19 protein-coding genes are annotated in these 20,759 nt (G+C 56.0%); 4 read left to right on the top strand and 15 right to left on the bottom strand.

What is annotated here, in order from left to right; translation table 11 throughout:
* Positions 1–26: 26 nt before the first annotated feature.
* From truA to pdxB, 3 genes are all read right to left on the bottom strand, one after another.
* Positions 27–839, bottom strand: coding sequence for a tRNA pseudouridine(38-40) synthase TruA (gene truA / locus HV340_RS15800; protein ID WP_059306629.1), 813 nt, complete (start codon positions 837–839; stop codon positions 27–29).
* On the bottom strand, positions 839–1,852 hold the full coding sequence (locus tag HV340_RS15805) for an aspartate-semialdehyde dehydrogenase (RefSeq protein ID WP_014171035.1): 1,014 nt from the start codon (positions 1,850–1,852) through the stop codon (positions 839–841). The genes truA and HV340_RS15805 overlap by 1 nt, the downstream gene beginning before the upstream one ends.
* Positions 1,853–1,919: 67 nt before the next feature.
* Positions 1,920–3,056, bottom strand: a complete 1,137-nt coding sequence (pdxB, locus tag HV340_RS15810) for a 4-phosphoerythronate dehydrogenase PdxB (protein ID WP_020883119.1) — start codon at positions 3,054–3,056, stop codon at positions 1,920–1,922.
* 114 nt (positions 3,057–3,170) lie between these two features.
* Here pdxB and flk point away from each other — a divergent pair, with 114 nt between their 5' ends.
* Positions 3,171–4,175 carry a flagella biosynthesis regulator Flk gene (gene flk, locus HV340_RS15815; protein WP_059306630.1) on the top strand — a complete coding sequence of 335 codons (1,005 nt, stop codon included), beginning with the start codon at positions 3,171–3,173 and terminating at the stop codon, positions 4,173–4,175.
* 76 nt (positions 4,176–4,251) lie between these two features.
* On the opposite strand, the gene HV340_RS15820 is transcribed toward flk, so the two are convergent.
* Both HV340_RS15820 and fabB read right to left on the bottom strand, forming a co-directional pair.
* Entirely contained in the window at positions 4,252–5,430 is a 1,179-nt protein-coding gene (locus HV340_RS15820) for an MFS transporter (RefSeq protein WP_059306631.1), read from the bottom strand.
* Positions 5,431–5,636: 206 nt separating this feature from the next.
* A complete protein-coding gene (gene fabB / locus HV340_RS15825; protein WP_014171039.1) occupies positions 5,637–6,854 on the bottom strand; it encodes a beta-ketoacyl-ACP synthase I in 1,218 nt (405 codons plus the stop codon).
* A 158-nt stretch (positions 6,855–7,012) separates the two neighbouring features.
* Between fabB and mnmC the strand changes: the two genes are divergently transcribed.
* On the top strand, positions 7,013–9,010 hold the full coding sequence (gene mnmC / locus HV340_RS15830; RefSeq protein ID WP_059306632.1) for a bifunctional tRNA (5-methylaminomethyl-2-thiouridine)(34)-methyltransferase MnmD/FAD-dependent 5-carboxymethylaminomethyl-2-thiouridine(34) oxidoreductase MnmC: 1,998 nt from the start codon (positions 7,013–7,015) through the stop codon (positions 9,008–9,010).
* Positions 9,011–9,059: 49 nt separating this feature from the next.
* Here the strand turns inward: mnmC and HV340_RS15835 are convergent, their stop codons facing one another.
* The 6 genes from HV340_RS15835 to prmB are packed head-to-tail and all read right to left on the bottom strand — an operon-like array spanning position 9,060 to position 13,611.
* Positions 9,060–9,338 (bottom strand): YfcL family protein, encoded by a 279-nt coding sequence (locus HV340_RS15835; RefSeq protein WP_020883115.1) that lies wholly within the window; start codon positions 9,336–9,338, stop codon positions 9,060–9,062.
* Between the two features lie 13 nt (positions 9,339–9,351).
* Complete coding sequence (locus tag HV340_RS15840; RefSeq protein ID WP_020883114.1) at positions 9,352–9,897, bottom strand: elongation factor P hydroxylase; 546 nt, start codon at positions 9,895–9,897, stop codon at positions 9,352–9,354.
* Entirely contained in the window at positions 9,897–10,706 is an 810-nt protein-coding gene (locus tag HV340_RS15845) for a sulfite exporter TauE/SafE family protein (protein ID WP_014171043.1), read from the bottom strand. The genes HV340_RS15840 and HV340_RS15845 overlap by 1 nt, the downstream gene beginning before the upstream one ends.
* A complete protein-coding gene (mepA, locus tag HV340_RS15850) occupies positions 10,706–11,530 on the bottom strand; it encodes a penicillin-insensitive murein endopeptidase (RefSeq protein WP_014171044.1) in 825 nt (274 codons plus the stop codon). The genes HV340_RS15845 and mepA overlap by 1 nt, the downstream gene beginning before the upstream one ends.
* Before the next feature lie 2 nt (positions 11,531–11,532).
* Entirely contained in the window at positions 11,533–12,618 is a 1,086-nt protein-coding gene (gene aroC / locus HV340_RS15855) for a chorismate synthase (RefSeq protein ID WP_059306634.1), read from the bottom strand.
* 60 nt (positions 12,619–12,678) lie between these two features.
* The gene (gene prmB / locus HV340_RS15860) at positions 12,679–13,611 is read right to left on the bottom strand and encodes a 50S ribosomal protein L3 N(5)-glutamine methyltransferase (protein WP_014171046.1); all 933 of its coding nucleotides are present in this window, start codon (positions 13,609–13,611) and stop codon (positions 12,679–12,681) included.
* Positions 13,612–13,756: 145 nt separating this feature from the next.
* On the opposite strand from prmB, the gene smrB reads away from it, so the two are divergent.
* The gene (gene smrB / locus HV340_RS15865) at positions 13,757–14,308 is read left to right on the top strand and encodes an endonuclease SmrB (protein ID WP_014171047.1); all 552 of its coding nucleotides are present in this window, start codon (positions 13,757–13,759) and stop codon (positions 14,306–14,308) included.
* A gap of 48 nt (positions 14,309–14,356) precedes the next feature.
* On the opposite strand, the gene sixA is transcribed toward smrB, so the two are convergent.
* From sixA to HV340_RS15885, 4 genes are all read right to left on the bottom strand, one after another.
* Positions 14,357–14,842 (bottom strand): phosphohistidine phosphatase SixA, encoded by a 486-nt coding sequence (sixA, locus tag HV340_RS15870; protein ID WP_014171048.1) that lies wholly within the window; start codon positions 14,840–14,842, stop codon positions 14,357–14,359.
* Positions 14,843–15,051: 209 nt separating this feature from the next.
* A complete protein-coding gene (gene fadJ, locus HV340_RS15875; RefSeq protein ID WP_059306635.1) occupies positions 15,052–17,199 on the bottom strand; it encodes a fatty acid oxidation complex subunit alpha FadJ in 2,148 nt (715 codons plus the stop codon).
* On the bottom strand, positions 17,199–18,509 hold the full coding sequence (fadI, locus tag HV340_RS15880) for an acetyl-CoA C-acyltransferase FadI (protein ID WP_181216091.1): 1,311 nt from the start codon (positions 18,507–18,509) through the stop codon (positions 17,199–17,201). The genes fadJ and fadI overlap by 1 nt, the downstream gene beginning before the upstream one ends.
* A 239-nt stretch (positions 18,510–18,748) precedes the next feature.
* Positions 18,749–19,033: a YfcZ/YiiS family protein gene (locus tag HV340_RS15885; RefSeq protein ID WP_014171053.1), complete on the bottom strand. Its 285-nt coding sequence runs from the start codon at positions 19,031–19,033 to the stop codon at positions 18,749–18,751.
* A 372-nt stretch (positions 19,034–19,405) separates the two neighbouring features.
* On the opposite strand from HV340_RS15885, the gene fadL reads away from it, so the two are divergent.
* Positions 19,406–20,734, top strand: coding sequence for a long-chain fatty acid transporter FadL (gene fadL, locus HV340_RS15890; protein WP_020883109.1), 1,329 nt, complete (start codon positions 19,406–19,408; stop codon positions 20,732–20,734).
* Positions 20,735–20,759: the final 25 nt, after the last annotated feature.

Raw genomic sequence — 20,759 nt, forward strand, 5'->3', positions numbered from 1 at the left:
TGTCTAAGCCTTAATTGCACCTTTGATTAGTCCGCTAAAAACAGCGGGCCCATTGGCGGTTTCGGCAGGTCAAACCGATCCGGATAGTCTACCGAGACCAGATACAGCCCTTCCGCTTTCGCCGTGGCTGCCGCAAGCGTTCTGTCCTTCGCTGCCAGCAGTTCTGCAATCCAGCTCTCCGGCTGGTGTCCGGCACCCACTTCCATCAGGCTGCCCACAATATTCCGCACCATATGATGTACAAAGGCATTGGCTTTGATATCCACCACCACATACGCGCCATAACGGCTGACGTTAATGTGCATGACATTACGCCACGGCGTACGGGACTGGCACTGCACCGCACGGAACGAGGTAAAGTCATTTTCACCAATCAGACACTGCGCCGCACGATGCATACGTTCAGCATCAAGCGGTTCATAAAAATGCGTCACGCCCTGGCTTAACACCGCCGGACGTAGACGCTGATTGTAGATGACATAGCGGTAACGGCGCGCGGTGGCGCTGAAACGCGCATGAAAATCTTCGGGAACATCTTTAACCCAACGAACCGCAATGTCTCCAGGTAAATTCGCATTCACCCCCAGCGTCCATGCGGCGTCCTTTCGCACAGCGGTGGTTTCAAAATGAACCACCTGCCCCGTGCCGTGAACGCCGGCATCCGTACGCCCGGCACAGAAAACGACTATCGGTTCGTTCGCCACCTGAGAGAGCGCTTTTTCCAGTTTTTCCTGGACGCTGCGCACCTCATTTTGACGCTGCCAGCCATAATACTTACTGCCATCGTACTCAATACCGAGGGCAATTTTATGAACAGGCTTGTGATCCACTTCTGACATCAGTACAGGTACTCCTGCACGAGTTTCTCCGCAATTTTCACCGCCATCAGCGCGCCGCCAAAGCGAACGTTATCGGCAACTGACCAGAACTGGATCTGCTCAGGCATTCCGTAATCGTTACGCACGCAGCCAACAGACAGATGTGCACTACCGGTCGCATCACCAACCTGCGTCGGGAACTCACTCTCTTCGGAGAGGGCGATATCCTCACCGCGACCAAACGCGTCACGCGCTTCTTCTGCGGCGAGCGGGCGCAGCGCTTCAAAACCGACCATCTGTGCGTGGCCGTAGAAGACAGGAGACTGCACGCAGCTGGCAGAGATCATCAGGCCATCATCCTGCAGGATTTTGCGGACTTCATCGACAATACGGCGCTCTTCGCGCACGCTGCCTTCGCGATCCGGCAGCAGTGGCAGCATGTTAAACGCCAGCTGACGACCAAAATAGTCGTCTTCATCAATCGGAACGCCGCTCAGCAATTTCGCGCTCTGCCCGGCCAGCGCGTTAACCGCTTGCTTGCCGTTGGCAGACGCAGACAGCAGGCTGGTGACGAAGATACGCGACAGGCCGCCTTCGTCGATCAGCGGTTTCAGCGCGGTAAGCAGCTGACTGGTCAGGCTGTTCGGTACGGCGATAACGTTGCGGTTACGGTAGTCTGCCAGCACAAACGGGTTCACATCCGGCACCACCAGCGGCACATCCGGCTCAAGCGCGAACAGACCGCTTAAATCAATCACCAGACAACCCGAGTTGGTGGCCTCTTCAATGTAAGACGCCGTAGCCTCAGCACCGGCTGCAAAAAACGCCAGCTGCGCCTGAGTCCAGTCGAACCCGGCCGCATCCTGAACCATGACAGATTTACCGCCAAAACGCAGATGTTCACCCGCGCTATCTGTACGCGCCAGCGCATAGATATCACCCACCGGGAACTGACGCTCAGCAAGGGTTTCGAGCAGGGCTTCACCCACGGCACCCGTGGCACCTAAAATGGCAATGTTCCAGCCTTCAGACATGGTGGTTTACTCCAGAAATAAAAAAGCGTCCCTGTCGGAGTATCCAACAGGGAGCATTAAGAAGACATTAATGTGCCGGGTGATGAACGGCGTTAAAACCCAGTTTATGCAGCTGCGTCGCAGCCGTTGCGTCGTCGCAAATCACATACAGGGAAGACCACTCGCGGCGCTCAACATAGTTCTTGCGCAGCTTATCAAACTCACCCGGAATACCCGCCACTTTACGCAGCAGCGCGTCATCGCGGCGCACATCATACACCAAATGGACCAGTCGTTTCAGCGTTGCCTGATCGAGTGGCCCGTGCAGGGTAATGCGGCCAAATTCAGGCGCAGGCAGTAAGGTATCCAGCGCCACCTGCTGTGGATGGCCGATAAAGGCGCTATAGGCCTCAAAGACCTGCGTCGTGCCGCGGGCTTTTCCTTCAAGGGTATAACCGGCTATATGCGCCGTTGCGACGTCCACCTTGTTAAGCAGCGCAACGTTAAGCTCAGGCTCCGGCTCCCAGACGTCCAGCACCACGCTAAGCGCTTGCCCCTCTTCCAGACATTTCAGTAGCGCAAGGTTATCGACCACCGGACCCCGGCAGGCATTTATCAGAATAGTGCCAGGCTTCAGACGACGGATCAGGGCTTCGTCAGCAAGGTGCAGCGACTTATAAGGCCCCTCTTTAAACAGCGGCGTATGGAAAGTGATCACATCGCACTGTGCAACCAGTTCATCCAGCGAACGGAAGTCGCCTTCATCACCGTTGTCTTTACGCGGCGGATCGCACAGCAGAGTGCGAATGCCTAACGCCTCAAGACGTTTATGCAGGCGCCCGCCCACGTTGCCCACACCAACAATCCCGACGGTACGGTCCTGCAACGCAAAACCGTCGCGCTCTGCCAGCATCAGCAGAGAGGAGAAGACATATTCCACGACCGCAATGGCGTTGCAGCCCGGCGCGGCTGAAAAACCGATCCCCGCCTGCTTAAGCCATTTATCATCCACATGATCCGTCCCTGCCGTTGCGGTCCCGACAAATTTCACCGCTTTGCCGGAGAGCAACGCCTCATTTACTTTGGTTACCGAGCGCACCATCAGCGCGTCTGCATCATCCAGCTCGTTTACCGGGATCGGCCGACCCGGGACAGCCTTAACGTTGCCGAGGCGGCTAAAGAGCTCGCGGGCATAAGGCATATTTTCATCAACGAGGATTTTCACGTCTGAGTACCTGTTTGAGAGGAAGAAAACCCATCAAGTGTGCCATAATCTGGCCGCCAGGCATATACGTCTGCCAGGTTTACGCTGAGTTTTGACTTTAAGGATTTTTTGACGATGCAGCCCATTTCAGGTACGCCGCCGCGCCCTCCGGGTGAAGGCCCTGTTACGCCAAACGTTGCAGGCGAACAACCGCTATCCACACAACAGCGCACCGTGCTGGAGCGACTGATCACGCGTCTGATCGCGCTGACGTCGCAGCAAAACGCGGAAGTCTGGGCTGGGGTAAAGCACGATTTAGGTGTCAGGAACGACGCACCTTTGCAGTCGCGCCATTTCCCTGCTGCCGAGCAAAACCTGAACCAGCGGATTGATACTGCACAGCAGAATCACAGCACACGCCAGATTGTCTCGCAGCTGACCGAGCTGTTGGGCCAGGGAAATAACCGCCAGGCGGTGAGTGATTTTATTCGCCAGCAGTTTGGTCAGACCGCCCTGAGCCAGCTGACCCCGGAACAGCTCAAAACCGTACTGACGCTGCTGCAAACCAATCAGCTGTCAATTCCACAGCCTCAGCAACGCCCTGCGACCGAGCGTCCGCTGCTGCCTGCCGAGCACAACACGCTCAAGCAGATGGTGACCAAGCTGGCCGCCGCCACCGGCGAACCGACGAAGCTTATCTGGCAATCAATGCTGGAACTCTCCGGCGTAAAAGCGGGCGAGCTGATCCCGGCGAAACAGTTTACGCATCTGGTGACCTGGCTACAGGCGCGTCAGACGCTCAGCACCCAGACCGCTCCAACCCTGCACACGGTTCAGGCGGCACTTAAGCAGCCGCTGGAGCCGAACGAATTTGACACCATTCGTGATTACGCCCAGCAGACCTGGCAGGCCACACCGCAAACGGTACTGACCACCGCGCAGGTGCAGGATGTGCTCAATCAGATTTTCGTTCGCCGCGCCGAACGCGAAGGGGGCGTGCCGGAAGCACGAAACATTCAGCCAATCTACAATCCGCTGTTTGCGCCGGTGGTGGAAACGTTCAGAACCCTCTCTGCCCGTCCAGGGTTGATGTTTATTGCGTTAATGATTGCACTGGCGATTTTCTGGCTGGTCGCATAACGGTTTCGCCCGGTGGCGCTACGCCTGCCGGGCCGACAGCACACCGGGGAAGGCTTGCCGCCCCGGCACTTAACCGCTAAGACTGACGAAACGCCACCAGCGTCACCACAATGCCCACAACCGCTGCAACCGCGCCCGCCAGGAAAACAGACGGATACCCGAACGATGTCGCTAACAGGCCTGCCAGCGGCCCGGTTACCCCGTATGAGATATCCTGAAACGCCGCATAGCCGCCAAGCGCCGTGCCACGCACCTGCGGGGCGACACGTTTTACCACCTCCACACCCAGCGCCGGGAAAATAAGCGAACATCCGCAGCCGGTCAACGCCGCGCCTAACAACGCTACGGACGCAACGGGTGCATTCCACAGTAACAGCAAACCCAGAGTTTCAATCACCAGTGATGCCACTGCAACCTTCACGCCGCCAAAACGATCCGGCATCCAGCCGAACAGCACGCGCATTAAGACAAATGCGCCACCAAAGGCGGTCAGCGTAAAACCTGCCATCGCCCAGCCGCGGCTCACAAAGTAGAGCGAGACGAACGTACCAATTACCGCAAAACCGACGCCCTGCAGGGCCAGGCCAAGGCCCGGCTGCCAGATTTGACCCACCACGCTCCACAAAGACGGGCGCTCCCCTTTATGGGCAGGGACTTTGCGCACCGGACCGTTGAATGCCCATGCCAGCAGTGGCAGCATCAGGGTGGTCGCAGCCAGCGCCGCAAAGCCAAAGTGGCTGTGGATAAGCAACCCGAGCGGGGCGCCTGCGGCAAGCGCGCCATAAATGGCCATGCCATTCCAGGACATGACTTTGCCTGAGCGTGCAGGCCCCACCAGTCCCATACCCCATGTCAGCGTACCGGTCAGGAGCTGGCTTTCACCAAAGCCCAGGATTAAACGCCCCACGATCAGCAGCGCAAATTTATACGCAGCGTCAACCGGCAGGAGAGCGGCCAGCAGCCATGCGCCTCCCGCCAGACCACAGGCAAACATGCCCTGTAACGCCGAGCGTTTTGCTCCGTGCTGATCCGCCAGACGTCCGGCATAACCGCGGGTTAATACCGTAGCCAGGAACTGAATACCCACGGCGACGCCGACCATGGTGTTGCCATAGCCCAGCTCCTGATGAACAAACAGCGGGATCACCGGCAGCGGCAGGCCGACGGTCATATAGGTCAGGAACACCGCAAACGCGATGCGAAACAGCGAGACGTTCGCTGAAGAGGTTGTTTCTGTTTGAGTGACTGCAGTCATGCTTTACTCCGAAATGAAGAGTAAGGCGGGGAAAAACCACGCCCCCTCTTCCTGATAACCAGGATTTAGGTGCGTTGGTTGACGTTGAACGCTTACGCATTATCGTGAGGATAATGTTGAGGTAGGAAGTTTGCCTGCGAGATCAGCCGCTTGTCAATGCATAAAAAAAGGGAGCCGTCAGGCTCCCCTTTTGAATCAGTCAGAACTTATGCGTTGTACTTACGCATCACCAGCGTGGCGTTAGTACCGCCGAAACCGAAGCTGTTGGACATGACGGTAGTCAGTGTCGCTTCTTTTGGCTGGGTCACGATGTTCAGACCTGCGGCCTGCTCGTCCATTTCGTCAATGTTGATGCTTGGGGCGATAAAGCCATTTTCCAGCATCAGCAGAGAGTAGATCGCTTCCTGAACGCCAGCAGCCCCCAGAGAGTGACCGGTCATGGCTTTGGTCGCGGAGATAGCCGGGCTGTTGTCGCCGAACACTTCACGGATCGCACCCAACTCTTTCACGTCGCCTACCGGAGTAGAGGTACCGTGGGAGTTCAGGTAGTCGATTGGTGTGTCAACGCCGTGCATCGCCATCTTCATGCAGCGCACTGCGCCTTCACCGGATGGAGCCACCATGTCAGCGCCGTCAGACGTTGCACCGTAGCCCACGATCTCAGCGTAGATGTGCGCACCACGCGCCAGCGCGTGCTCCAGCTCTTCAACCACAACCATACCGCCGCCGCCTGCGATAACGAAACCGTCACGGTGCGCATCATAGGTACGGGATGCTTTATCCGGAGTTTCGTTATATTTGGTGGACAGTGCCCCCATTGCGTCGAATTCACAGGCCATTTCCCAGCCCAGTTCTTCGCCGCCGCCAGCAAACACGATATCCTGTTTACCCAGCTGGATCTGCTCAACCGCATTACCGATGCAGTGTGCGGAGGTCGCACAGGCAGAGCTGATGGAGTAGTTAACGCCGTGGATTTTGAACGGGGTCGCCAGGCAAGCGGAAACCGCTGAACCCATGGCTTTAGTCACAACATAAGGACCTACCGCTTTCAGACCACGTGGGCTACGCATTGCGTCGGCACCAAAGACCTGCGCTTTAGATGAGCCACCGGAACCGGCGATCAGACCTACGCGTGGGTTGTTCTGGTAAACTTCCGCGCTCAGACCCGCATCCGCAATCGCTTCCTGCATGGAGAGATAAGCATAAATAGAGGCATCGTTCATGAAACGAACCACTTTACGGTCAATCAAACCGGTGGTGTCCAGTTTGACGTTACCCCATACGTGGCTACGCATACCTGAATCTTTAAACTCTTCAGAGAAAGTGATCCCGGAGCGTCCTTCACGCAGAGATGCCAGGACTTCCTGCTGGTTATTACCGATGCTGGAAACGATGCCCAGGCCAGTAATCACTGCACGTTTCATTCAATACCTCTGTAAGTCGCACTATATTAAGTTTCGAGTCGCACAATAGCGTACACTTGTACGCCGAACAAGTCCGATCAGACATTTTCTGCGGAAATTTGCACCGATGGACGCACATCGTTAAGATCGTGTCACTGCCTGTCAGACGAGTAACTTACGTGAAACAAAACGCTATACAACCCGCCAACCTCGAATTCAACGCTGAGGGTACACCTGTTTCCCGAGATTTTGATGACGTCTACTTTTCTAATGATAACGGACTGGAAGAAACCCGCTATGTTTTCCTCGACGGAAACCAGTTAAACGCCCGTTTCCCCACGCATCCGCGCAGTCTGTTCGTGGTCGCCGAGAGCGGGTTTGGTACCGGTCTGAATTTTCTCACCCTCTGGCAGATGTTCGATCAGTTTCACGCTGCTCACCCTGACGCTACACTGCAAAGATTACATTTCATCAGTTTTGAAAAATTTCCGCTCACCGCGCATGACCTTCGTCTGGCCCATCAACACTGGCCGGAACTTGCGCCATGGGCGGAGCAGCTTCAGGCGCAGTGGCCGCCGCACCTCGGCGGCTGTCATCGTCTGCTGCTGGACGGCGGGCGCGTCACGCTGGATCTGTGGCTCGGCGACATCAATGATCTGACCGATAAGCTTGATGATTCAATGAATCAGAAAGTGGACGCATGGTTCCTCGATGGTTTTGCCCCCGCCAAGAATCCGGACATGTGGAGCCAGCATCTGTTTAACGCAATGGCACGCCTGGCGCGTCCTGGCGCAACGCTCGCGACCTTCACCTCGGCAGGCTTTGTCCGCCGCGGATTGCAGGAGGCCGGCTTTACCATGCAAAAGACCAAAGGTTTTGGTCGCAAGCGCGACATGCTGGTCGGAAGAATGGATCAGACGCTGGAGATCCCCGCTCAGACGCCCTGGTTTTCACGCAGCGCCAGCACTTCACGAGAGGTAGCAATTGTCGGCGGCGGGATTGCCAGCGCCCTGCTTTCGCTCGCGCTTTTACACCGTGGCTGGCAGGTAACGCTCTACTGCGCCGACGACGCGCCGGCAAAGGGCGCTTCCGGCAACCGCCAGGGGGCGCTCTACCCACTGTTAAGCGCTCACGATCCGGCGCTGAGCCAGTTTTTCCCGGCAGCCTTTACCTTTGCCCGGCGCCTGTATGATGCCCTGCCTGTGGCGTTTGACCACGACTGGTGTGGCGTTACGCAACTGGGCTGGGATGAGAAGAGCCAGCAAAAAATCGCGCACATGTTGTCGCTGGGTCTGCCGCTCGAAATTGCCCGGGCGGTGAATGCGCAGCAGATAACCGAAACCGCGGGCGTCGATACGGGCTGCGACGGTATCCACTATCCGCTCGGTGGCTGGCTGTGTCCGGCAGATCTGACGACGGCAGCCATTGCGCTGGCGCAGTCGCGCGGGTTGACGGTGCACTATTCCCGCCAGGTCGCCTCACTTCACCACACAGAGCACTGGAACCTGCATTTCACCACGGGAGACGTGGCGCAGCATACCTGCGTAGTGCTGGCCAACGGTCACCCTATCAGCCAGTTCAACCAGACGGAAAAGCTGCCGCTTTACCCTGTCGGCGGCCAGGTCAGCCATATCCCCACCTCGCCAGCGCTGGAAAAACTGCAGCAGGTACTCTGCTACGACGGCTATCTGACGCCACAAAATCCGTCCAACGGCCACCACTGCATTGGTGCCAGCTACCATCGCGGTGAGACCGACATGCGCTACAGCGAAGACGATCAGCAGCAAAATCGCCAGCGCCTGCTCAACTGCTTCCCGCAGGCCGACTGGGCAAAAGAGGTTGATATCAGCGCCGGTGACGCGCGCTGTGGCGTACGCTGCGCCACCCGGGACCATCTGCCGATGGCGGGAAATGTGCCTGACTATGAAGCAACGCTTGAGGCCTATCAGGATCTTGCTGAAAACCGTGATACCGAGGTGAGTGCGCCAGTTTATACGCAGCTGTTTATGCTCGGGGGGCTCGGTTCACGGGGATTATGCTCAGCGCCGTTGCTGGCCGAAGTGCTGGCGGCACAGATGAGTGATGAGCCCGTTCCGCTGGACAGCGTTACGCTTGCGGGGCTCAATCCCAACCGTTTGTGGGTACGGAAGTTACTGAAAGGAAAAAGGGTGAAGTAACGTGCGGGCCGATGTCCTCCCTCTCCCACCGGGAGAGGGAGGAAAATGACTACCTGGCTTTTGCCTGCTGGAACAGGGTGTCCCACATACCCAGCACTAATGACTGGTCACGCGGAGAGAGTTCCCCTGCCTGGATCGCTTTCTCCAGGCTGCGGCTCACTTCATCATGAATGGCCTCGGCAGAGTGATCGTCCCCTGCTTCCAGCTCAGCGACAGCCAGCGTCAGGTGACCACGCAGATAACCGCTGGCGAACAGCTCATCATCACTGGCGTGTTCCACCATGTCATCAATTAACGCCAGAATGCGTGATTCAAATTCTGCGATCATCTTCTTTCCTCTGTTAAAGATCTTCCGGCCAAGGGAAGCATTCCGCCGTGATCTCCGGCGTGTGGTAATAATTCTGTAAGGCCTCGATCAGACGTGCCGGACGTTCCGGGATGCCTTTCTCAAGATACTCCATCACCTGCGCATGAACGCGGCGCTGGAAGACAATACGGTCTGGCTCGACCTCTCCTTCGAGGTTGTCACAGCTGACGTTAAACGGGAAACCTGCCGCCACACAGAATAACCATTCCAGCGCCTGCGGTTTCACCTCCACATCTTCAAACTGGCTCTGCGTGGCGGCGTCACGGCCGTCCGGACAATACCAGTAGCCGAAGTCCACCTGCTCACGACGCGCTTTCCCCGCAATACACCAGTGCGAAATCTCGTGTAACCCGCTGGCGTAAAAGCCGTGCGCAAACACGATACGGTTATACGGCACGTCCGCATCAGCAGGAAGATAGATCGGTTCGTCGTCGCCTTTAATCAGACGGGTATTAAAATCATCAGCAAAACAGCCATCAAAAATCTCAATCAGCTGTTCGTATTTATGGGTTGTGTTCATTAATTCATTCCCAGCCAGGTGAGGATCTCTTGTCCATGGCTGTCATAAAGCAGTTTGGCACTCATGACCGCTGAGACGACAACAATCATCGGGCGAATGAGCTTCTGTCCTTTGCTTAATACCAGACGCGAGCCCGCACGTGCGCCTAAAAACTGCCCTGCCATCATCACAAATCCGGTTGCCCAGATAACTTTGCCACCAATGATAAACAGCAGCAGGCCGCCGACGTTTGACGTCGCATTGAGCACTTTGGCGTGGGCGGTGGATTTAGCGAGGTTAAAGCCGGCCAGCGTCACGAACGCAAGGGCATAGAACGAGCCTGCTCCGGGGCCAAAGAAGCCATCGTAAAACCCGACGCAGCCACCCGCGATAAGAGCGAACGGCAGGCCATGCAGACGACGCTGCCGGTCTTCTTCCCCGAGCTTTGGCATCAACAAAAAGTAGAGACCGATGCAGATAACCAGAATGGGGAGGATCTGGCGCAGAATATCGGACTGTACATGCTGAACCAGCAGTGCACCCGAGGTCGAGCCAATAAAGGTCATCAGAATATTGAGCTTCTGGTCAGCCAGACTGACGACCTTACGGCGAATAAAATAGAGCGACGCGGAGAGCGAGCCGCCGCACGCCTGAAGCTTGTTAGTGGCGAGCGCCTGTGCCGGGCTCATGCCCGCGGCCAGCAGCGCCGGTACGGTTAACAAACCACCGCCGCCCGCCAGAGCATCAATAAACCCGGCCAGCATCGCCACAAAGAAAAGCACCACCAGCAGAAGCGGCGACACCATAAACAGTTCGACGAAATTATCCATTAAAGTACATGCTCATCCAGTAGCGCCTGGCAGGAAGGCGGCAACGGAGGCGGTGTCTTCTTCTCAGGCTTAGAGGTTCCAGGTTTTGCCGGCTCAAACCAGCTCTGCAGTTCCGCACCACAGCCATCGCCTGGCGGGGGTAACGGCTGATCTTCACATTCCAGGCTGTTTGCCGGGCAGCGCAGACGAACGTGCATATGCGCACGATGCTGGAACCACGGGCGCACTTTACGCAGCCAGTCGCGATCGGTGCCGGCATCCAGGCAAAGCTGCTGCTTGATGGCCGGGTTCACGAAAATCCGCGTGACATCGTTATCTTTCGCCGCCAGCTTAATCATGCTGAAGACGTCCTGCGTCCACAACGATGGCACGACGTTTTTACCGTCGCGCGCCACCAGATCCAGCGCCTGCGGTTTCAGCAACTGGGCTGAACTCCAGCGCGCTTTCGGCAGTTGCAGGAAGATATCGACATCGAGACCGGTCTGGTGACTGGCGTGTCCGCCATTGAACCGACCGCCGGCAGGCATCCCCATATCGCCAATCAGCATCGTGCCCAGCCCCAGGTTATGCACCTGGTTTCCCAGACGCTGGATAAACAGCACCAGATCCGGGTGGCCAAAATAACGACGCTGGTCGGTACGCATCACCTGATAGGTATCGGACTGCAGCGGAAGTTCCTGTGCCCCAACGATACAGCCGTTCGAGAACGCGCCAATTGACTGCGCGCTGCCCGCCACAGGATGGGTAATTTTCTGCCATGGCGTCGCGGCCAGACTGGCTCCACTGGCAAGCAGTGCCAGCAGAGCAATGACGGTTTTTTTCATGTTTACCAGCGTGGAATGGTGGTCGTCACATCCGCATTCTGCGCGCGCTGGCGCAGGAAGTGATCCATCAGTACGATCGCCAGCATCGCTTCTGCGATCGGCACCGCACGGATCCCCACACAGGGATCGTGACGTCCTTTAGTGATCATCTCAACTTCTTCGCCAGAGCGGTTAATCGTGTGGCCTGGCACGGTAATGCTGGAGGTTGGTTTCAGCGCAATATTGGCAATAATCTGCTGACCGCTGCTGATACCGCCGAGGATGCCGCCCGCGTGGTTGCTCTGGAAACCGTCTTTGGTGATTTCGTCGCGGTTCTGGCTGCCCCGCAGCGCAACGACGTCAAAACCGTCGCCAATTTCTACGCCCTTCACCGCGTTGATGCTCATCAGCGCGTGAGCGATGTCCGCATCCAGACGGTCAAATACCGGTTCACCCCAGCCTGGCGGTACGCCATCAGCCACGACGGTGACTTTGGCACCAATGGAGTCGCCCTCTTTTTTCAGGCCACGCATCAGTTCGTCCAGCGCTTCCAGCTTATCTGCATCGGCACAGAAGAACGGATTTTGCTCGACCAGCCCCCAGTCTTTGATAGCCAGTGGAATATCGCCCATCTGGGTCAGACAGCCGCGGATCACAATGCCAAATTTCTGCTGCAGGTATTTTTTGGCGATAGCCCCTGCCGCAACGCGCATCGCGGTTTCACGGGCAGACGAACGTCCGCCGCCGCGATAATCACGGAAGCCATACTTTTGTTCGTAGGTGTAATCGGCGTGTCCGGGACGGAACACATCTTTGATGGCGCCGTAATCCTGCGAACGCTGATCGGTATTTTCAATCAGCAACCCGATGCTGGTGCCGGTGGTGCGGCCTTCGAAAACGCCGGAAAGAATTTTGACCTGGTCCGGCTCGCGACGCTGCGTGGTGTAGCGAGAAGTCCCCGGACGACGACGGTCGAGGTCGTGCTGTAAATCGGCTTCGGTCAGTTCGATGCCTGGCGGTACGCCGTCAACGATACAGCCCAGTGCCAGCCCGTGCGATTCACCAAAGGTGGTCACCCGGAATAATTGTCCAATACTGTTTCCTGCCATCACGGCTCCGATGTCGTTATTTGTGTTTGAGCGTTGTGAAACGGGCCGAAGCCCGCTGGATTAATCTTTGTAAATGCTGAAGTATTCGCGCGCGTCAAGCAGCTGCGCTTTGGTCAGCATAAAGACGCCGTCACCGCCGTTATCGAACTCGAGCCAGGTGAACGGCACATCCGGGTACTGCTCTATCAGATGTACCATGCTGTTGCCCACTTCACAAATCAGAACACCGTCGTCGGTCAGATAATCCGGCGCGCAGGCCAGAATGCGACGGGTAAGCTTCAGGCCATCAGAGCCTGACGCCAGACCCAGCTCCGGCTCGTGGCGATATTCGTTTGGCAGATCGGACATGTCTTCCGCATCTACATACGGCGGGTTGGTGACGATCAGATCGTACTGCAGCGTTGGCAGATCGCGGAACAGATCGGAGCGGATTGGCGTAACGTGATGGATCAGACCGTGCTCTTCAATATTGTGCTCGGTCACAGCCAGCGCATCGGTGGAGATATCCACGGCATCCACCTCCGCTTCCGGGAAGGCGTACGCACAGGCAATCGCGATACAGCCGCTGCCGGTACACATATCAAGGATATGCTCTGGCTGATGGTTAATCAGGCCTTCAAAGTGGTTGTTGATCAGTTCGCCAATCGGCGAGCGCGGCACCAGAACGCGTTCATCAACATAGAACTCGTGACCACAGAACCAGGCTTTGTTGGTCAGATAGGCAACCGGAATGCGCTCGTTAACGCGGCGGATAACACGCTCCACGATACGGTGCTTTTCGCTGGAGGTCAGGCGTGCGGTACGCATGTCTTCCGGAATATCGAGCGGCAGGTAGAGGGACGGCAGCACCAGTTGAACGGCCTCATCCCACGGGTTATCGGTACCGTGCCCGTACCAGATATTGGCGGCGCTGAAGCGGCTAACCGACCAGCGCAACATGTCCTGTATGGTATGCAGCTCGTTTACTGCTTCATCGACAAAAATTTTATCCACTCTTTCCTCCAGGGCATGCTCGCATAATTTTCGGCGGCTAGTTTGCCATGAAGACGGCGATAAATCAGCAATGACGCGTCGCGCTTGAGGTTAAAAAATGCGTTTAGTCGGGTACACTGTCGGAAATACGAGATGAGAATGACCCATGAAAAAGAAAACATCCCTTAGCGAGGAGGATCAGGCGCTCTTCCGTCAGCTGATGACCGGGACGCGTCAAATCAAGCAGGACATCATTGTCCACCGTCCGATGCGCAAAAAAATCACGGAAGTCCCGGTCAAGCGATTGCTCCAGGAGCAGGCGGATAATAGCCACTATTTTTCAGATGAATTTCAGCCCCTGCTCAATACGCAGGGCGCGGTGAAGTACGTACGGGAAGATGTCAGCCACTTTGAGCTGAAAAAGTTACGCCGGGGAGATTACTCGCCCGAACTGTTTCTTGATCTGCACGGTTTGACGCAGATGCAGGCGAAGCAGGAGCTGGGAGCGTTGATTGCCGCCTGTCGTCGCGAACATGTTTTCTGCGCCTGCGTGATGCACGGCCACGGCAAACATATCCTGAAGCAACAAACACCGCTGTGGCTGGCTCAGCATCCCCACGTGATGGCGTTTCATCAGGCACCCAAAGAGTACGGCGGAGATGCCGCATTACTGGTGTTGATTGAAGTAGAAGAGTGGCAGCCGCCAGAATTACCCTGACAGGACGGCGGGAGGCATGTTCTGCTCCCCGCCATATCGCACGTCACATCAGATAGCTTTTGCCATCTTCAGATTGCACGGACTCATTTGCCAGTTGAAGACCCCTTTGCCCGTTTCGTCGAGAGCGACGTTGGCAATGGCGGAAGTCGTGAACATCGGCGGCGTCTCGCCCGGGCACAGCTCAGATACCAGATAGCCAACGAGTGGCAGGTGGGAAATGACCAGAGCGGAAGCGACACCTTCATTGCACAGCGCCTGAAGATAAGCGCTGACAAGGCCGACATCACCGCACGGGGTGAGTTCCGGGAGAACATCCACACTGGCTGGCAGGTTCATACACTCCCCCACCACTTCCAGCGTCTGTTCTGCACGCAGGAACGGACTCACCAGAACGCGTTCGATGTCCACTTTTTGACCTTTAAGCCAGGTCGCCATCAGACGAGATTCGTCGCAGCCACAGACGGTCAAAGGACGTACTGAGTCACTGGCGGCATCGAGTGCCGCGTCGCCGTGACGCATGATAAAAACTTGCATATTGCACCGCTTTTGTTAACCAGAATCACCGGCGTTGACTACCCGCGATTACCGCTCCGAGGTAGAAAACCCGATGGTCGGGCATTGTGCCTGATCCATTCGGTGAATGAAACGCTGTTTTTTACCTCAATGGCGTAAGTATAGTCAATCTCTGTTTACAAAATCGCCAAAACAGGTTCATACACTTCAGGATTTACCCTTTTTTGACCTCAACTTACGAGGACAGTTTCCCTTGAAGGCCAAAATGTCTGGCCCCGTTCCGCCATCTGCAATAATTCGTCACACGGTGTAAACCGCGGACCGTATTGCGAGGCCAGACGTTGCAGGATGGCAACCACTTCACCCGCACCGAGAGTGTCCATGTAACGGAACGGGCCGCCGAGGAACGGCGGGAAACCAATGCCAAATACCGCACCGATGTCACCATCGCGCGCGCTTTTAATCACCTGCTCACCAAAGCAGCGTGCCGCTTCATTAAGCATCATCATCACACAGCGTTCAGCACACTGAACGGGTGACAGTTTCCCCTGACCGGTTGTCGGAATAAGCCCATAAACCGAAGGGTCGACCTGTTTCTTGCTTTTACGCCCTTTCGCGCCGTAAAGATAGAAACCGCGTTCATTTTTTCTGCCTTTGCGATCGTCCTTCAAAATTGCAGAAACAATGTTTGCAGGCGGGCTAAAACGATCTCCATAAGCATCTTCCAGCACAGGTATAATTTTAGTGCCGGTGTCGATTCCCACCTCATCCAAAAGTTGGATTGGGCCAACGGGGAACCCAAACTTCACCAGCGCCTCGTCGACGTGTTCGATCTTCTCCCCTTCCGTCAGCAGCCGCATCGCTTCATTTATATAAGGCGCCAGAATGCGGTTAACGTAAAAGCCGGCTTTGTCCGCCACCACTATCGGTGTTTTCCCCTGCATTTTGGCCAGTTTAACCACGGTAGCAACGGTTTGCGGGCTGGTGCTGGCGTGCGGGATAACCTCCACCAGCGGCATTTTTTCAACCGGACTGAAATAGTGCAGGCCAATCACCTGCTTCGGACGCTGGGCTCTGGCCGCAATATCGCCAATAGGCAATGACGAGGTGTTCGACGCAAAAATGGTATGGGGTGCGCAATGTTGCTCAACGTCAGCCACCATCTGCTGCTTAAGCGCCAGGTCTTCAAACACCGCTTCAATCACCAGATCGCGATGGGCAAAACCGCTGTAGTCTGTCGTGCCGGAGATCAGTGCCAGGGTTTTATCACGCTCATTGGCCTTGATATGGCGGCGCTTAACCTTTTGATCAAGGTTCTGCCAGCTGTACTGCAGCGCGTGATTGATTCCCTTCGCATTGATGTCTTTGATACGTACAGGCAATTTGCCTTTACTGGCGGTAACAAAAGATATTCCGCCCCCCATCAGCCCGCCCCCCAGTACGCCAATGGCATGCAGCGGGGCAGGCTGCGCCTCGCTGCCGGGGTCTTTTTTTACCTCTGTACTGGCAAAAAAGATGTTACGCAGCGCCTGAGACTGCGGCGTCATCGCCAGCTCGCCAAAGGCTTTTGCTTCTGCGGCATAGCCGCTGCTGCTGCCCTGAGATAACCCCACTTCAATAACCTCAAGGATACGTTTCGCCGCCGGGTAGTTGCCTTTGGTTTTTTGTTCGGTTTTCTTGCCCGCCATGCTGAACAGGAGTGTGCGGCCCAGTGGCCCGGCCAGCACGCGTTCACGCACCGGCAGAGGACGTTTTGCCTGCCGTCCTTTGAGCGCCAGTTCAACCGCCGCCTCAAGCAAAATGGCGTGAGGAACCACCTCGTCGACCAGGCCGGCTTTCAGCGCCTGACGTGCACGCAGTTGTTTGCCGGTTAATATCATTTCCAGCGCAGTGCTGACCCCAACCAGACGCGGCAGACGCTGCGTCCCGCCGGAGCCTGGCAGGAGGCCTAACTGTACTTCAGGCAGGCCCAGAACGGTTTTCGCATCGTCGGTACAAATGCGGCTGTGACAGGCCAACGCCAGCTCCAGCCCACCGCCCAGACAGGCACCGTGGATCGCCGCGATGACCGGGATAGACAGCGCATGGATCTCCGCCATGACCTGTTGCCCCTGACGCGCCAGCTCTTCGGCTTCCTGAGCGTTTTGCGCCCTGGCAATCATGTTGATATCGGCTCCGGCAATAAAGTTGTCCGGTTTCGCCGAGATAAACACCAGGCCGCGAATCGCTTTGTTCTCGCGGATCTGCTTTAGCATCGCGCGCACCTGAACGCCGAACTCGGCTTTCAGGGTGTTCATCTTCTCGTTGGGAACATCGATAGTAATAACGGCGACGTTATCGAGGCGTACCGTCAGATTAAATGCAGATGGCATATCCATTATTCAGCCTCCAGAACCATTGCCGCACCCAGACCACCCGCTGCGCAGGCGGTTACGAGGCCAAAACCACCACCCCGGCGGCGTAACTCATGTAATGTCTGGGTGATCATCCTCGCCCCCGTCGCCGCAAATGGATGACCGTAGGCGATGGAGCCACCCAGGACGTTAAATTTGCTCTGATCCACTTCGCCAGTGGCATGGGCCCGGCCAAGAACATCGCGCGCGAAACGTTCACTCGCCAGCAGTTGTATGTTTGCCAGGGTTTGTGCAGCAAAGGCTTCGTGCATATCAATGAGGGTTAAATCCGCGAGGGTCAGTCCCGCGCGTTCCAGCGCCAGCGGTGTGGACCACGCCGGCCCTAACAACATGTCCTGCCACACATCTATCGCCGTGAAGGCGTAGCTGCGCAGGTAGCCCAGCGGTTTTATGCCCAGCTCTTTGGCACGGGATTCCGTCATCAGGATCACCGCGGCGGCACCGTCCGTCAGCGGAGTACTGTTGGCGGCCGTGACGGTACCGTGTTTGCGGTCAAATGCCGGACGGAGCCTGGCGTAATCCGCCATCGTCGAGCTGCCGCGAATATTGTTATCTTCTGAGAGCGGTTCACGGTATGGCGGGATGTACGCCGTCATGACTTCATCAGCCAGTTTGCCTTCCGACCAGGCTTTCGCCGCCAGCTGATGTGAGCGATGAGCCAGCGCATCCTGCTGCTCACGGGTGATCCCGTAAGTTTTTGCCATCTGCTCGGCGGTATCGCCCATTCTCAGACCGGTGGAATACTCCGCCACTGCGGGCGGTACAGGCATAAGGTCACGCAGGCGTAAGCGTGAGAAAAGTTTGAGTTTCTGACCGACGGTACGGGCTTTGTTGGCGTCAACCAGGATCCGGGCCAGCTTTTTACTGACCCCAATCGGCAGAACCGAAGAGGAGTCCGCCCCGCCGGCGATCCCAGCGCGAATGGTACCTGCCATCAGGCTTTCAGCCACGTTAGCCACCGCCTGGAAGCTGGTAGCACATGCCCGGCTGACGCTGTAGGCATCAGTATGGACATTCATCCCCGTACCGAGGACGATTTCGCGTGCAATATTGGGTGCTTCAGGCATCTGCACAACCTGGCCAAAAACCAGCTGCTCGATGACCTCAGGCGGAATTTCGCTGCGAGCCAACATCTCCCCCACCACCATTTTCCCCAGATCGACAGCCGGTATGCCATGAAACGCTGTCGCCTGACGTGCAATTGGCGTACGTAATCCACTGACAATGGCAATGCGATCGCCCTGACGGGTAATAAGCGGTAACGCCTGACTCATAACCTTCCCCTGTAAAATTTTTTACTCAAACATAAAGTGGTCTGACCTGATAACAGTCTTAACCATTTTTTTACATTCAGCCAATCAGGGAAACGAAAAAGTGCGAGCTAAGGCACAGAGAAGAAAAAGAAAATGTCTCTGCGAAAACAAAAGCAAAACGGTAACCCGAAGGTTACCGTTTTAGTGTGCACCCTCTTCTGTGAGAGAGGGGCCAAGATGAGGGCATTACGCCGTTGAGATTAGCGCAGACCCAGCTGGAAAATCAGCGTTTCCGCCTCGCAGGCGAACACAAAGTCGATATCCAGCTTCACGCCGCCGTCCACGTCAGTAAAGGTGGATTTGATTTCGCACGGATCGGATTCGACCTCACGTGCACGTTTGCTCAGCGCGGCCAGGGTTTCTTCCGCTTCGGCGCGGTTGCTGAATACGCGGCTGTAAGAGGCGGTGCAATCGGAGTTGTCCATGATGGTACCAACATCCATACAGCAGCAAACCGGGGTTTCATCAGCACTGCATTTACTCATAGCTCAATTTCCTCTGTATTCGCGCAAGGCGCGAGATAAACACGATGCTGCTATTTTACGCCCCGGGGCTGGCTCTCTCCAGCCGTTAATGGCGCAAAAGCGGATAAGTGACCAATATCACACTAAAAAATGATCTAGAACAAAAATCACCCTTTCAGACGATTCGCAATGGTCACAATTTTGCCAACCAGATCTCGTTTCAAGAAACATGTTTGAAAATATTAATAAACAAACTTGCAACATTCTGGCTGGTCAGACCTATACTCTCGCCACTGGTCTGATTTGTATGTCATACCTCAGACCCTACACTTCGCGCTCCTGTTACGGTATGTAACAATTATTGAATAAAAATAACTCAATGAGGTTATGGTCATGAGCCAGAAAACCCTGTTCAAAAAGACTGCGCTGGCAGTCGCAGTGGCAATCGTCTCTACGTCCGCCTGGTCCGCGGGCTTTCAGTTAAACGAATTTTCTTCCTCTGGCCTTGGCCGTGCGTATTCCGGGGAAGGCGCAATTGCTGATGATGCGGGCAACGCGAGTCGTAACCCTGCACTGATCATGATGTTCGATCGTCCGACCTTCTCTGCTGGTGCAATCTTTGTTGATCCGGGTGTTGATATCTCGGGCCGCTCGCCAACAGGCGCCAGCCTGAAGGCAGACAACATCGCGCCAACAGCCTGGGTGCCAAACCTCCACTTCGTTGCGCCAATTAATGACCAGTTCGGCTGGGGCGCTTCCGTGACGTCTAACTACGGCCTGGCTACCGAGTTTAATAATAACTACGCCGCAGGGGCGTATGGCGGTAAAACAGACCTTGAAACCCTGAACCTGAACCTGAGCGGTGCTTACCGTCTGGACAACCACTGGAGCTTCGGCGTCGGCTTTGATGCGGTTTATGCTAAAGCGAAGATCGAGCGCTACGCGGGTGACCTGGGTAAAGTCGTTGCTGGCTCAGGCGCTCTGCCGCCGATTCCGGGTCTGGCACAGCAGGTTGCAGGTATTCCGGCAGATACCCAGATTGCTTACCTTAAGGGTGACGAATGGGGCTTCGGCTGGAACGCCGGTATCCTTTATGAAATCGATAAAAATAACCGCTACGGTTTAACCTACCGTTCCGAAGTGAAAATTGACTTCGATGGCGATTATAAGAGCAGCCTGCCTTCAGCCTATAACCAGATTCTGGGTAGCTTCGGCCTGCCAATGGGCACCGACGGCCGTACCACTGGCGGTTCTCTGAGCCTGCACTTGCCAGAAATGTGGGAGCTGTCGGGTTATAACAAAGTGGCGCCGCAGTGGGCGGTTCACTATAGCCTGACCTACACCAGCTGGAGCCAGTTCCAGGAGCTGAAAGCGACCAACAGCAATGGTGACACGCTCTTCTATAAAGATGAAAGCTTCCGTGATGCCTACCGTATCGCGCTGGGTACCACCTACTATATGGATGACAACTGGACATTCCGTACCGGTATTGCCTTCGATGATAGTCCGGTACCGGCTGACAAGCGCTCCATCTCCATTCCGGACCAGGACCGCTTCTGGCTGAGCGCAGGTGCAACCTATGCCTTCAATAAAGATGCTTCTATCGATGCGGGCATCTCTTACATGCACGGTCAAAAAGTTAACTTTAAGGAGGGGCCGTATGAGTTCTCTTCTGAAGGTAAAGCCTGGCTGTATGGCATGAACTTCAACTACGCGTTCTAATCGCGCAGGGATTAAAAAAGGTGAG

This window comes from Enterobacter sp. RHBSTW-00975 (assembly GCF_013615235.1).
GTDB classification, from domain to species: Bacteria; Pseudomonadota; Gammaproteobacteria; order Enterobacterales; family Enterobacteriaceae; genus Enterobacter; species Enterobacter ludwigii.